The 13608-nt window shown below is 62.6% G+C and carries 11 protein-coding genes; all 11 read right to left on the reverse strand.

Annotated elements, in window-relative coordinates:
- The 11 genes from ACOQOT_RS10770 to murD all read right to left on the reverse strand — a co-directional run bounded on the left by ACOQOT_RS10770 (position 1) and on the right by murD (position 13594).
- On the reverse strand, positions 1-783 hold the full coding sequence (locus ACOQOT_RS10770) for an outer membrane protein assembly factor BamD (RefSeq protein WP_420559270.1): 783 nt from the start codon (positions 781-783) through the stop codon (positions 1-3).
- 200 nt (positions 784-983) lie between these two features.
- On the reverse strand, positions 984-2015 hold the full coding sequence (gene lpxC / locus ACOQOT_RS10775) for a UDP-3-O-acyl-N-acetylglucosamine deacetylase (protein WP_420559271.1): 1032 nt from the start codon (positions 2013-2015) through the stop codon (positions 984-986).
- A 351-nt stretch (positions 2016-2366) separates the two neighbouring features.
- Positions 2367-4076 (reverse strand): cell division protein FtsZ, encoded by a 1710-nt coding sequence (gene ftsZ / locus ACOQOT_RS10780; RefSeq protein ID WP_420559272.1) that lies wholly within the window; start codon positions 4074-4076, stop codon positions 2367-2369.
- Positions 4077-4250: 174 nt separating this feature from the next.
- Entirely contained in the window at positions 4251-5561 is a 1311-nt protein-coding gene (gene ftsA, locus ACOQOT_RS10785) for a cell division protein FtsA (protein ID WP_420559273.1), read from the reverse strand.
- Positions 5558-6565: a cell division protein FtsQ/DivIB gene (locus ACOQOT_RS10790; RefSeq protein ID WP_420559274.1), complete on the reverse strand. Its 1008-nt coding sequence runs from the start codon at positions 6563-6565 to the stop codon at positions 5558-5560. Before ACOQOT_RS10790 ends, ftsA begins: the two co-directional genes overlap by 4 nt.
- On the reverse strand, positions 6553-7479 hold the full coding sequence (locus ACOQOT_RS10795; RefSeq protein WP_420559275.1) for a D-alanine--D-alanine ligase: 927 nt from the start codon (positions 7477-7479) through the stop codon (positions 6553-6555). The genes ACOQOT_RS10790 and ACOQOT_RS10795 overlap by 13 nt, the downstream gene beginning before the upstream one ends.
- The gene (murB, locus tag ACOQOT_RS10800) at positions 7476-8393 is read right to left on the reverse strand and encodes a UDP-N-acetylmuramate dehydrogenase (protein ID WP_420559276.1); all 918 of its coding nucleotides are present in this window, start codon (positions 8391-8393) and stop codon (positions 7476-7478) included. The genes ACOQOT_RS10795 and murB overlap by 4 nt, the downstream gene beginning before the upstream one ends.
- Positions 8390-9808 carry a UDP-N-acetylmuramate--L-alanine ligase gene (gene murC, locus ACOQOT_RS10805; protein WP_420559277.1) on the reverse strand — a complete coding sequence of 473 codons (1419 nt, stop codon included), beginning with the start codon at positions 9806-9808 and terminating at the stop codon, positions 8390-8392. The genes murB and murC overlap by 4 nt, the downstream gene beginning before the upstream one ends.
- A complete protein-coding gene (murG, locus tag ACOQOT_RS10810) occupies positions 9805-11025 on the reverse strand; it encodes an undecaprenyldiphospho-muramoylpentapeptide beta-N-acetylglucosaminyltransferase (protein ID WP_420559278.1) in 1221 nt (406 codons plus the stop codon). Before murG ends, murC begins: the two co-directional genes overlap by 4 nt.
- A complete protein-coding gene (gene ftsW / locus ACOQOT_RS10815; RefSeq protein WP_420559279.1) occupies positions 11022-12170 on the reverse strand; it encodes a putative lipid II flippase FtsW in 1149 nt (382 codons plus the stop codon). The genes murG and ftsW overlap by 4 nt, the downstream gene beginning before the upstream one ends.
- Positions 12167-13594 carry a UDP-N-acetylmuramoyl-L-alanine--D-glutamate ligase gene (gene murD, locus ACOQOT_RS10820; RefSeq protein WP_420559280.1) on the reverse strand — a complete coding sequence of 476 codons (1428 nt, stop codon included), beginning with the start codon at positions 13592-13594 and terminating at the stop codon, positions 12167-12169. Before murD ends, ftsW begins: the two co-directional genes overlap by 4 nt.
- Between the last annotated feature and the right edge of the window lie 14 nt (positions 13595-13608).

The following is a 13608-nucleotide window of genomic DNA, read 5'->3' on the forward strand; positions in this document are numbered from 1 at the left end:
CTAAAAAACGGATTTCCACGCCTGGCTGATCCAGGACGCTTCGTTTTCCTTCGGCTCAAGTCCCTTATCGGCCAGCAGCGCATAACTGTCTTCATACCAGCGGCTGCCGGGGAAATTGTGCCCCAGGATCGCCGCCGCCGTTTGCGCTTCCGGCGCAATGCCGAGCGAGAGATAGGCTTCGGTGAGCCGGTGCAGCGCTTCGGGCGTGTGCGTCGTCGTCTGGTAATTCTCGATCACTGCACGAAAGCGGTTGATCGCTGCCAGATAGTTGCGCTGATTGAGGTAATAGCGCCCGATCTCCATTTCCTTGCCCGCAAGGTGGTCGATCGTCAGTTCCAGCTTCAGCTGCGCATCGCGGGAATATTTGCTGTCCGGATACCGGCGCAGCACTTCCAGAAGCGCGGCATAAGCCTGCTCGGTAATCTTCTGGTCGCGGCGCACATCCGAAATGCGCTCGTAATAGGAAAGCGCGACAAGGTAATGGGCATAAGAGGCCTCATCGCCGCCCGGATAAAGCGCAATGAAACGCTGGGCGGCGAGAATAGCCGTGTCGTATTCATTGATCTTGTAATAGGTATAGGCGGCCATCAGCATGGCCCGGCGCGCCCAAACCGAATAGGGGTGCTGGCGCTCCACCTCGTCGAACTCGGTCGCAGCGCGGCGGTAATCCCCCGCTTCCAGGTAATCGAGCGCCTTATTGTAAATGGCCTCGACGGGGCGCTCTTCATAGGCGATTTCTTCTTCACCATCGGAGGAGCAGCCGGCAAGCACGAGCGCGGCCATTACGCAGAGCACAGCCGGAAACAAACGGCGGCCTGCCCCACCCCTCAAGAAATCAAAATACGGCACGTAACGTTTCCATTCGTTGCTGAAACGGGAATCGGGTGCATCGCCCCTTCGAGGGCGCGACTATAGCAGGGCTGAGCGCCGCGCCATAGAGCCCGCAAGGGCCGTTTTGGGGGATTTTGAAGGGAAAGCCCGGCTCAGTCCGCCGAAACTGCGGCAGCCAGGGCCTCAAGGCCTTCTTCGGCGCGGGGGGTCAGCGCCACGAATTCCCAGGCATCCGGCGCGGCAAAAAGCGCCCGCAGGATCTGGTTGTTGAGGGCATGGCCCGCGCGCACGCCCCGGTAGCGGCCGATCAGCGGGGCACCGGCCAGCGCGAGGTCGCCCACCGCGTCCAGCACCTTGTGGCGCACGAACTCGTCGGCAAAGCGCAGGCCTTCTTCGTTCATCACTTCTTCGCCGTCGATGACCACGGCGTTTTCCAGCGAGCCGCCCTTGGCAAGGCCCATGGATTTGAGAAGCTCATAATCCTTGTAGAAGCCGAAGGTGCGGGCTTCGGAAAGCTCCTCGGCAAAAAGCTCGGCATTGATGTCAGCCGTATAGCTCTGCTGCCCGATCACCGGATTGTCGAAATCGATGTCGAAGGAGATGGAGAACCCGTCTGCCGGAAGAAGCTCGGCCTTTTTCAGGCCCTCTTCCAGGATGACGGGCTTCAGAATACGGATGGCAAGGCGCGGCGCGTCCAGCTCGCGGATGCCAGCCTGGCGGATCGCCTTGACGAAGGCGGCGGACGAGCCGTCCATCACCGGCACTTCCGGCCCGCTCACTTCAACGATCAGATTGTCGATGCCGCAGGCGGCCAGCGCCGCCATCAAATGTTCGACCGTGGCAACGGTCGTGCCTTTTTCATTGCCCAGCACCGTGCACATCGTCGTCTCGCAAACCGCATCGAAGCGGGCGGGAATATCGGTGAGCGTGCGGTCGATGGAGGAAAGGTCGGTGCGGCGGAAAACCACGCCGGTATCGGCAGCGGCCGGTTTCAGCACCAAACGGGCGTCCTCGCCCTTGTGCAGGCCGATGCCTTCAATCTCGATTGCGCGGGAAAGCGTGGTCTGGAAAGCGGAACGGTCCAGCGATGCAGCGGAAGGGGTTTCGACGGAAGCCGGGGCACAGGCTGCGCCTGCGCTGCCTACCGGTTCGATCCCGTTCATGTCCATTTCCGTCTTACGCACGCTCGTCGTCCTTTCGCCGCCGGAAGCGGCACACTTACTCATTCAGCTTGTGGGCTTGAGGTTTTCACCCAATGCCGCCCGACCCTTCGTCTTTCGGTCTTTATGACCCGACTGCAAGTCAAGCTCGCTGCCCCCTCGCGCCCGGCACCTGCCCCCGCAGATCCTTACCGGGCACTCTTCTTGTAACAATCCGGCACAATCGCCTCAAATAACTCTTTATTTCGATATGTTACACTTCGAACTAACTCATAAGCCTTTGATTTTAAACAATAATGGCCTGGTCCGGAGCGGCATCCGAACCAGGCCATCAGGCTGACATGGAGAGCAAGCCCCCCAGGTTTGGCGCGCGGCTTAGTTAGCCTGGCGCCGGAGGAAGGTTGGAATTTCCAACTGGTCTTCCTCATAGCTGGGCTGAATGAGCCCCTCTTCGGAGGGAACAGCCCGTTTTTGTTGCACCGGCTCGCGCCGGGTCTCCGTATCGCGCACCGCGTCGGGAGAGATCACGGGCTGGGCAGCCGTAGCGCGGGCGCGCACCGGCGTTCCCTGGCCCAGAACCGGCTCGCGCCGCGGGGCTTCGTTTTCGGTTTCCTGGCGGCTCTTACGCCCGCCGGCCAGACGCTCGAAGAAGCTGGGCGCCCGTTTCACCGTCCGGCTCTGCGGCACCGGCTGGGGCCGCTGGCCGAGGAAGGACGGCATGTCGTCCTTCGCCGTGCCTTCCACCCGGTCGAGCCCTTCGGGGATATAGGGCCGCTTCGGCGCCTTTTGCTCGGAAAGCGAGCGCGGGGCTTCACCCGGCTTGTGGATGATCACCTCGGCCTCGAATTCCTTCGGGTCGAAATACGCATCGTTCCGGCCTTCCGTTTCCGACTGAACGTGATCGGCAACCGCTGAGGCCACTTCCCGGAAGGAGGTTTCCTCTTCCCCTGCACTCTCATACTCCGGTTCGGGCGTGGAAGCGGCAGGCGCTTCCTGCATCCGAACGTCTTCCGTCCGTTCTTGCGGCGCCTCAGGAGCCTGAGCGGCCTGAGGAGCAGCCTGCTGGCGGGCCACCGCTTCCACCGGCCGGCTTTCGCGCGGCTGGCCCAGCATGGCTTCTTCCACATCGATGCCTGTCGCCACGACGGAGACGCGCATGGAGCCGTTCAGATTGCTGTCGAAGGTCGAGCCGACAATGATATTGGCATCCGGGTCCACCTCGGAGCGGATGCGGTTTGCCGCTTCATCCACTTCATAGAGGGTCAGGTCCATGCCGCCGGTGATGTTGATCAGCACGCCGCGCGCGCCTTTCATCGAAACTTCGTCAAGCAGCGGGTTGGAAATGGCCGCTTCCGCCGCTTCGATGGCCCGCTTCTCGCCTTCGGCTTCACCCGTGCCCATCATGGCTTTGCCCATCTCGTTCATCACCGTGCGCACATCGGCAAAGTCGAGATTGATGAGGCCCGGCTTCATCATGAGGTCGGTAATGCCGGCCACGCCCGAATGCAGCACCTCATCGGCCATGCCGAACGCGTCGGCAAAGGTCGTGCGCTCATTTGCCACCCGGAACAGGTTCTGGTTCGGGATGATGATCAGCGTGTCGACATATTTCTGAAGCTCTTCGATGCCCTCTTCGGCAATGCGCATACGGCGCGAGCCTTCGAACTGGAAGGGCTTGGTGACGACACCGACGGTCAAAATACCAAGGTCGCGGGCCGCGCGGGCAATGACGGGGGCGCCGCCCGTGCCCGTGCCGCCGCCCATGCCGGCCGTAATGAAGACCATATGGGCGCCTTGCAGATTGTCGTTGATCTCCGCCATGGCTTCTTCGGCCGCCGCGCAGCCGATTTCCGGACGCGAACCTGCGCCCAGACCTTCGGTGATGTTCTCGCCGAGCTGAATGCGCCGGTCGGCAGAGGACATCTGCAGCGCTTGGGCATCCGTGTTGGCGACAACGAAGTCGCAGCCTTCAAGGCCGGCCTCGATCATGTTGTTGACCGCGTTCCCGCCGGCACCGCCGACACCGAATACGGTAATTCTGGGTTTCAGTTCCTGGTTCTTCGGGACAGTGAGATTGATGCTCATGTCAGCCTCCTCGTGAGTATCAAAAGTTCCGGATGCTTTTATGGGGTGCCGCCGCCGCGGCGGCCTTTCCCGCACATCCGATGCCGCAATCAAAACTTCCGTCAGTTCGCCCCGGCGCTGTTTTTGCCGCTTCACAGCAACCGGAAGCAGTCGCGTTCCGGGTGGGACGTTCCATTAGAAGTTCTCCTTCAACCAGCGGCCCAATCGCCGCAATTGCCCGCCGGAATGTTCCGGATCGGGGTCTTCACCGCCCGAGAGAATCTCGAGCGGAGAAACTTGTGAATAGGCAAGAAGCCCTGCGCATGCCGCAAAAGCCGGTCCTGCCGTGGATTCGGCAAGGCCCGTCACCTTCAAGGGGTGGCCGACCCTTACCTGCTTGTCCAAAATCCGGGCGGCGAGCTCGCGCGCGCCATTGAGCTGCGCCGCACCGCCCGTCAGCACCACACGTCGCCCCGCGATGCGGCCGTAACCGCTCGCCTCGAGCCGGTCACGGACAAGCTCGAGCGTCTCTTCGAGTCGGGGCTGGATGATCCCCGTCAGCATGGAACGGGGAATGTGATTGGCGCCGTCTGAATCGGATTCTCCCACCTGCGGCACGTCGATCAGTTCCCGCTCGTCCGAGGGGCTCGCCAGCGCGCTGCCGTAAAGAGTCTTCATTCTTTCCGCATGCGCGAGCGGCGTCGACAAACCGCGTGCAATGTCGTTTGTAATGTGAATACCCCCAATTGGAATCACATCGCAATAGACCATTACACCTTCGAAGAAAACGGCGAGCGATGTCGTGCCGCCGCCCATATCGATCAGCGTTACGCCGAGGTCTTTTTCGTCTTCCACCAGTGCCGAAAGCCCGGCGGCATAAGGCGCGGCGGCAATGCCGGCAATGTCGAGATGGCAGCGTTCGATGCAAAGCGCCAAGTTGCGCAGCGGTCCTTTGACCGCGCTGACCATATGCACTTCAACGCCGAGCTGTTCACCGAACATGCCCTGCGGCGCGCGCACTCCCCGGCTGCCATCCACCGCGTAATTGACCGGGATGGCGTGCAGCACGTCGCGTCCTTCGGGCTTATAATGCACGCGGGCATGGGCAAGCAGGCGCTGCACGTCCTCATCGCTGACCGCCTGACCCGTGAGCGAGGATTTGACCGCCACGGTCTGGCTTTTCAACTCGCCGCAGGAGACCGAGACGACGACCTCCTTCACCGTGATCCCGGCCATGCGTTCGGCGGCATCGACGGCAACGCGGATCGCCTCTTCGGTCTCGTCCATGTTGACCACCGCCCCGCCGCGCATCCCGCGCGAGACCTGATGGCCGATACCGAGCACCCGCACCGGGTGCAAACCGTCGGCCATGCGCCCCGGCTCGATCTTGGCGATGAAGCAGGCGATCTTACTGGTGCCGATATCCAGCGCCGTGACGATACCCGGCCGGCTGGAGGAAACGGGACGGCCCTGCATGTTCTTATTCCCGAGGCTCATCATATTCATGTCGCGCTCCCCTTGGCACGCTCGCGCCCAAGATCGTTCACGCCGGAAGCGGCACGGCGGGCCGCTGCATCGGGAGTGAGACGGATGGTAAAGCGGTCGGGCAGACGCAAATCGATTGCCTCGATATCGCGCGCCAGCACCCGGTGGCTGTTTTCGATGGCAACGAGTTCGGCAAGCGCGCGTTCCACATGCCGCTCGGGCAGAAGCACATCGACACCGTTTTCAAGGCGCAGGTTCCAGCGCCGGTCCCCCACCCGCACGGCCGCGCGCACCCGCGAATGCAGCGCCGGCCATTGCGCCAGAAGTTCCTGAATGACGGGCGCCTCATCGGCGGCCCCATGACCGACGACAAGCGGCAGATGGGCATAATCCTCGATATGGTTTTCGGTGATCGGCTGACCTTCCCTGTCCACAATGGCAAGACGCCCGCCCCGCTGCCAGACGGCATAGGGCACACGTTCGTTCAGTTCCACGTGAATACGGTCCGGCCAGAAGCGCGTGACGCTGGCCGAGGCCACCCAGTCAAGCCGCTCGAGCCGTTCGCGCGCCGCTTCCACATCGACAAGGAAGATCGACATGCCGCGCTCGACATTGAGCGCCTGCATGACATCACGCACCGGTGTGCGGTCACGCCCCTCCACCGTCACGTCCTGCACGGAAAAGCCTGCGCCCGCGATCATGCGGTGCGTGCCGGCCACAAGAGAGCTGCCGGCGGCTGCGAAATGCCCGCCGACCATGAGCCCGTAAAAGACGGCAAAGACCACCAGCATGCCTGCCAGCGCGGCAAGCGGCATGGCCGAAACATTGCCGCTGCGCAGCGCCGAGAAGAAACGCGACAGACGGCTCGGCGGACGCTGTTTACGCCGCCCAAATTCACGCGCCTTTTTACGCGGCTTGCCCGGCGCTGCCGCGCTCACCTTGCGGCGGTTCGCCGTGCCCCCTTTGCGGGTGCGCGGGCTTGCCTGCGCTTGGCGCTTGCTGGTTGAGCGTGTCACCGGCGGCATGACGCATCCTCCACCATCCAGGAAACCAGATCTTCGTAGGAATAACCGGCGCGGGCGGCGAGCTCGGGCACGAGCGAGGTCGGCGTCATGCCCGGCTGCGTGTTCACTTCCAAGAGCACCACGCCGCTCGCACCTTTCGTTTCATCGAACCGGAAATCGGCCCGGCTGACACCGCGGCAGCCCAGCGCCTCATGCGCGGCTTTCGTCACCGCCTGCACATGGGCATAAATATCCGCCTCGATGGGCGCGGGCAGAATGTGATCGGAACCGCCCGCCTTGTATTTCGCCTCATAATCGTAGAAAGCGGTATTGGCGACGATCTCTGTCACATCGAACATTTCCTCGCCCATCACGGCGCAGGTCAGCTCGCGGCCAGGGATATAACGCTCCACCATGACGAGCTCACCGAGGTTCCACTTCTCCGAGCTCAGCTCCGCTGGCGGGCGGTTCTCACCCTGACGCACAATGTGAACGCCGACGCTCGAGCCCTGATTGACCGGCTTGATCACGTAAGGCGTGTCCATGACATGACCCTTGGCCGCTTCGGCGCGCGTCACGACAACGCTTTCCGTGACGGGCAGGCCCGCGGCGCGGAAAATGTGTTTGGCCATCTCCTTGTCCATGGCAAGCGATGAAGCCAGAACGCCGGAATGGGTGTAAGGCAGCTCCAGAATTTCCAGGACGCCCTGCACGCAGCCATCCTCGCCCCACTCGCCGTGCAGCGCATTGAAGACCACATCGGGGCGCAACTCCTGCAAAACCGCCGGCAGGTCATGACCCGCATCGATCTCGCTCACCCGGTAGCCTGCGCGGCGCAGCGCATCGGCACAGCCCTTGCCGGAGGAAAGGCTGACTTCCCGCTCCGCGCTCCAGCCGCCCATCAGAACGGCGACATGGGTGTTCTTCCCGCTCATGCAGCCTCTCCGATGCGTTTGATTTCCCAGTGCAGCTCGATACCGCTTGTCTTTTTCACCCGCGCGCGCACTTCCTCGCCCAGCGTTTCGATATCGCGGGCCGTCGCATCGCCGGTATTGATGAGGAAATTGCAGTGCATTTCCGATACCTGCGCGCCGCCGACTTTCAGCCCCCGGCATCCGGCGGCATCCACAAGTTGCCAGGCCTTGCCGCCTTCCGGATTCTTGAAGGTCGAGCCGCCCGTGCGCGATTTGATGGGCTGCGCGTTTTCCCGGTGCTCCTGCACCTCCGCCATGCGTTTGGCGATGGCGTCTTTGTCTCCCTTGCGCCCTTCAAGGATCGCGGAAGTGAAAATCAAATCGCCCGCTACGTCCGTATGCCGGTAGGAAAAGCCCATATCGGCGGGCGTAAGACGAATGATCTCGCCCTGCCGCGTCACGGCTTCCGCCTCGACGAACACGTCTTTCGTTTCCCCGCCATGGGCGCCCGCATTCATGCGCAGCGCGCCGCCGATGGAGCCCGGAATACCGCGGTAAAATTCAAGCCCTTCAATGCCCGCTTCCATGGCCGCGCGCGAGACCATGGCATCGAGCATGGCCGTGCCGACTTCCAGGCGCGTTTCGCCGATTTTGCGTGCACCCGCAAAGGCGCGTCCGAGACGGATCACCACCCCTTTGACGCCGCCGTCGCGGACCAGAAGGTTGGAGCCGACACCGATAACCGTCACCGGCACATCCGCCGGGCAGCCTTTCAGAAAAGCGGCAAGGTCATCCCGGTCCGCCGGGCGGAACAGCACTTCGGCAGGCCCGCCGACACGGAACCAGGTAAACTCGGCCAGCGGCGCGTTCTCGGTAAGCTCGCCGCGCACCTGCGGCAGCCGCGCCATCAGGGAAGAAGCCTGAACAGCATTCATGCGCCCCCTCCCTTCAGTTTTTTCAAATCCTCGGGCAGCGCATTCGCCCATTGCGTGATACTGCCCGCACCGAGGCAGACCACCATGTCGCCGGGCTGGGCCATATCGGCGATGAGGCCCGGCAGCTCTTCCGGTCCTTCGAACGCCATCACGTTCCGGTGGCCCCGGTCCCGCAGGCCTTGTACGAGCGCGGCGCTGTCAAAGCCTTCGATCGGGCTCTCGCCTGCCGCATAGACCGGCGCGACCAGCACCGTGTCGGCATCGTTGAAGCATTGGCAGAATTGATCGAAAAGATCGCGCAGGCGTGTGAAACGGTGCGGCTGAACGACAGCGACGATTTTACCCTCGGCCGCGGAGCGGGCGGCCTGCAGCACGGCGGAAATTTCCACCGGGTGATGGCCGTAATCGTCATAGACCTGCACGCCGTTCCATTCACCCGTGCGGGTGAAGCGGCGCTTGACCCCGCCGAAACCTTCCAGCGCCTTGCGGATCGTTTGGCCGGGCACACCCATTTCGCTGGCCGCGCCGATGGCCGCAAGGCTGTTGAGCACATTATGCGTGCCGGGCATGGGCAGTTTCATGCCGGGCATCTCGATCACCTCACCCGTGCGGCGCTTCGTGATCGTGACGTCGAAGACGCTGAAGCCGTTTTCCGTGCGGATATTGCTGGCGCGCACATCCGCCTGCGGGCTCGTGCCGTAAGTCACGACCCAGCGGTCTTTCACCTTGCCGATCAACGCCTGCACTTCCGGATGGTCGATGCACATAACCGCAAAGCCATAGAAGGGCACGCTTTCAACGAAATTCAGGAAGGCCTGACGGATCGCATCGAAACTGCCGTAATGGTCGAGATGTTCCGGATCGACATTCGTCACGACCGCAATGGTCGAGGGCAGTTTCAGGAAAGTGCCGTCGGATTCGTCCGCTTCCACCACCATCCAGTCGCCGTCGCCAAGGCGTGCATTGGTGCCGTAAGCATTGATGATGCCGCCATTGATGACCGTCGGGTCGAAATCCGCCGCATCCAGAATGGAGGCGACCATGGAGGTTGTCGTCGTCTTGCCGTGCGTGCCGCCAATGGCAATGCAGGATTTCAGCCGCATCAGCTCGGCCAGCATTTCCGCCCGGCGCACGATGGGCATCATCCGGGCGCGCGCTTCCACAAGCTCGGGATTGTCCGGCTTGATCGCCGTGGAGACGACCAGCACCTGCGCTTCGGCAATATTCTCCGCTGCATGGCCGATATCGACCGCAATGCCGAGCGCGCGCAGGCGCTTCACGTTGGCGCTGTCGGCCACGTCGCTACCGCGCACCTTATAACCGAGATTGTGCATGACCTCGGCAATGCCGCTCATGCCGATGCCGCCAATCCCCACGAAATGGATGACGCCGATATCAAGAGGTGCCGGCTTCATCGCGCATACTCCTTCACACTGATCCGTTTGAGGGCGTTCTCGCCCGCATCTTTGCCGCCGGGCAGCGCCTTCGCCGCGCCGCGCGTGCCAAGACGCTGTGTTTTTCCAAGCGCCAGACGTTCGACCAGATCGGCAAGGCGCGTCACCGCATCGGGCCGGCCCTGCTTCAGGGCCGCCGCTGCCGCCGAGGCCAGCACATCCGGGCTGTTCATCAGTTCGGTGAGCCGTGCAGCCAGCGCGCCGGGCGTGAAAACCTCTTGCTCGATCATCCAGCCCGCTCCACTCGATGAGAGAAGCTCGGCATTCGCCTTTTGGTCCTGATCGATGGAATGGGGGAGCGGCACGAGGAGCGAGGGACGGCCGATCACCGCAAGCTCGCTTACCGTCGAGGCCCCTGCCCGCCCGATCACGAGATGGGCGCGGGCAATGCGTGCCGGCATGTCATCGAAGAAGGAAGAAAGCTCCGCCTCGATCCCGGCTTCCTCATAAGCGGCTTTGACGCGGGCGAGATCTTCTTCCCGCGCCTGCTGCACGAGTTTAAGGCGATTGCGCAACACTCCCGGCAGCTGAGTAAGTGCCGCCGGCACCACATCGCTCATCACCCTTGCGCCCTGACTGCCGCCGGTAACAAGCAAATGGAAAGGTTCATCCGCGCGCGGCGCCTGATAAGGCGCGCCCGCTTGGGCCATGGCCGCATCGCGCACCGGATTGCCGGTCACTTCGACCTTATGAGCATCCTGCGCGCGCAGATATTTCGGCGCTTCAAACGTGGAGGCCAGCGCATCGACGAAACGCGCGGCGAGCCGGTTCACGCGGCCAAGTACCGCATTCTGTTCATGCACGCATGTCGGGATACGCCGCGCAGCAGCCGCCAGAACCGGCGGCAGCGTCGGATAGCCGCCAAAGCCGATAACGGCGCTCGGTTTGATGCGCCCGTAAATCGAATAGGACTGCGCGGTGCCGGAAAAGATTTTCCAGAGCGAGGAGAGCACCCCGGCAAGACCGGGCCCGGCAATCGTTGCCGCCGGCACCGCATAAATATCGGCCTGCGGGAACCAGTGCTCGAAACGCTGTACGCGTTCATCCGTCAAGAGCACCACCTCGTGGCCGCGGCGGCCGAGCTCCTGCGCCAATGCCTGACCGGGAAAGAGATGGCCGCCAGTGCCGCCCGCGGCGATCACGATGGGTCCGGGAAGGTGAAGCTTATCCGCCGTCATGCGAACGCCCTCCCCATTGCCATGGGCTGGGCGAGAGATGCGCCCGCCCGCCGCCGGGTGAGCGCCAAAAGCATACCGAGCGTCAGCGCCACCGCCAGAAGCGAAGAGCCGCCATAAGAAATGAAAGGCAGCGTCATGCCTTTGGCAGGCAGAAGGTTGACGTTCACCGCCATATTGATGAGTGCCTGCACGCCGATCAGAAGCACGAGGCCTGAGGCTGAAAGCTGCACGAAAAGATCGCTCTCGCCCCGCGCCCGCATCAACGTGCGCACCACGATGAAACCGAAAAGGCCGATGATCAGAAGTCCGGCAAAGACGCCGTATTCTTCCGCCGCCACCGCGAAAATAAAATCCGTATGAGCGTCGGGCAGAATGCGCTTCACCTCGCCCTCGCCGGGCCCGCGCCCCAGAAAGCCGCCTGCCTTGAAGGCATCGAGCGCCCGGTCGATCTGATAGGTGTCGCCCGATTCCGGGTTGATGAACCGGTCCACACGGCTCGTCACATGCGGCACGAAGCTATAAGCCATAAGCGCACCGGCCAGCGCCACCGTGCCGATGGAGCCGATCCAGAACCAGGAAAGACCGGAGAAGAAGAAGAGCGCCACCAGAATGATCGTGAGCAGCGAGAGCTGGCCGAAATCGGGCTGCATCACCAGCACGAAGGCCGTCGCCCCGTAAAGACCAAGCGCAAAAGGCACGCCTGCGATCTTCTTGCGCGCGCCTTCGGCAAAGAGCCAGGCGACCAGCACCACGAAAGCCGGCTTCATGAATTCCGACGGCTGGATCGAGAACGGTCCGATGCTGAGCCAGCGCGTTGCGCCCTTGATCTCGGGGCCCACAGCGAGCGTCGCCAACATAAGAAAGAAAGCCCCGCCAAAAACGATGAGCGCAAGGCGGCGCACCTGGCGGACGGAAAGCATGGAAACGCCGATCAGGATGATCAGCGCCGGCACCAGGAAAATCATCTGGCGATAGACGAAATGGAAATTCGGCAGGTTGAGCCGCTGCGCCACCGCCGGGCTTGCCGCCAGCGAGAGCACGATGCCGAGCACGATGAGCCCGCCAATCGCCAGCAAGGTCCAGCGGTCGACGGTCCACCACCATTCGCTAATCGGCGTGCGGTTCGTGCGGGAAAGGCGCATCATGGCGTCACCTCCCCGGCCGTTCCGGCTTCTGCCTTGCCAAGCCGCGCCAGCACCGCCTTGCGGAAACTGTCGCCGCGTTCTTCGAAATTGGCGAACTGATCGAAGGAAGCGCAGGCTGGTGCAAGCAGCACGACTTTGTCCATGGGCGCCGCATCACTCGCCGCATCGGCATGGGCTTTGGCGACGGCACTGCCGAGCGTACCGGCCAGCACCGTTTCCACCTTGCCGCTCAAGGTTTCGGCGAAAGCTTCCGCCGCCTGGCCGATCAGATAGGCCTTGCGGATACGCGGAAAGAACGGCTCGAGCGGCGCGATACCGCCTTCTTTCGCCACGCCGCCCGCAATCCAATAAATATTGTCATAGGTGCCGAGGGATTTTTCCGCCGCATCCGCGTTCGTCGCCTTGCTATCATTGACGAAACGCACACCCGCCTCTTCGGCCACGATTTCCATCCGGTGGGCAAGACCGGCGAAGCTTTCGAAGGAATCGAGGATCCGGTCGCGCGGGAAGCCAAGGCTGCGCCCCACCGCATAGGCAATGGCGGCATTCTGCCAGTTATGCGCGCCTGCCAGCGTTTTCATCGGTTTCAAATTGCCGACGGTGACACACTGCGTGCCCGTATTGTCGTATAGCACCCCGTCGAGCACATAGATGCCCCGGCCGATCGCCTTGCCGACGGAAACCGGCACCACCCGCTGCAAGCCCTTACCGAGGAGACGTGAACAGATTTGCGCGCTGGCAGGCGTGTCGATGCCGATCATCGCATCGTCCCCTGCCGCCTGACGGGCGAAGAGTTTCTCTTTGACCGCCGCATAGCCATCCAGCGAGCCATGACGGTCGATATGATCCGGCGTGATGTTCGTCAGAATGCCGATGCTCGGGTGCAGATGCGGAGCAAGGTCGATCTGATAAGAGGAAATCTCGATCACATAGACCGTATTGGGACGCGGCGCGGTAAGCTCCAGCACGGGCTTGCCGATATTACCGCCGACCTGCGCATCGCGCCCGCAAAAAGCCGCCATATGCCCGATCAGCGCCGTGGTCGTCGATTTGCCATTCGTGCCTGTAATGGCAATGAAAGGCACTTCCGTCTCTGCCGCATCGAGCGCCATCTGAAAAAGCTCGATATCGCCGATGACCGGCACATTCAGTTTCTTCGCGCGCTTGACGACGTCATGGGGCTCGGGATGCGTGAGCGGCACGCCGGGGCTGAGAAGCAGCGCCTCGATGCCGTGCCAGTCGCCCGAATAAAGATCCTTGACGGCAAAGCCTTCCGCTTCCGCCTCCGCGCGCCGCGTTTCATTGTCATCCCAGACCAGCACCTCCGCCCCGCTTTCACGCAAGGCGCGCGCGCTCACTAGCCCCGAGCGGCCAAGCCCGAAGACGGCGATACGCGATCCTTGATATTGCGGCACGTTAAGCATGGGACTGAACGCGG

Source organism: Tepidicaulis sp. (genome assembly GCF_965222285.1).
In the GTDB taxonomy this organism is placed as follows: domain Bacteria; phylum Pseudomonadota; class Alphaproteobacteria; order Parvibaculales; family Parvibaculaceae; genus Tepidicaulis.

Coding starts and splice junctions, on each gene's coding strand:
- ACOQOT_RS10770 (WP_420559270.1), bottom strand. CDS start 783: ATGGCCGCGCTCGTGCTTGCCGGCTGCTCCTCCGATGGTGAAGAAGAA.
- ftsZ (WP_420559272.1), bottom strand. CDS start 4,076: ATGAGCATCAATCTCACTGTCCCGAAGAACCAGGAACTGAAACCCAGA.
- ftsA (WP_420559273.1), bottom strand. CDS start 5,561: ATGAATATGATGAGCCTCGGGAATAAGAACATGCAGGGCCGTCCCGTT.
- ACOQOT_RS10790 (WP_420559274.1), bottom strand. CDS start 6,565: ATGCCGCCGGTGACACGCTCAACCAGCAAGCGCCAAGCGCAGGCAAGC.
- ACOQOT_RS10795 (WP_420559275.1), bottom strand. CDS start 7,479: ATGAGCGGGAAGAACACCCATGTCGCCGTTCTGATGGGCGGCTGGAGC.
- murB (WP_420559276.1), bottom strand. CDS start 8,393: ATGAATGCTGTTCAGGCTTCTTCCCTGATGGCGCGGCTGCCGCAGGTG.
- murC (WP_420559277.1), bottom strand. CDS start 9,808: ATGAAGCCGGCACCTCTTGATATCGGCGTCATCCATTTCGTGGGGATT.
- murG (WP_420559278.1), bottom strand. CDS start 11,025: ATGACGGCGGATAAGCTTCACCTTCCCGGACCCATCGTGATCGCCGCG.
- ftsW (WP_420559279.1), bottom strand. CDS start 12,170: ATGATGCGCCTTTCCCGCACGAACCGCACGCCGATTAGCGAATGGTGG.
- murD (WP_420559280.1), bottom strand. CDS start 13,594: ATGCTTAACGTGCCGCAATATCAAGGATCGCGTATCGCCGTCTTCGGG.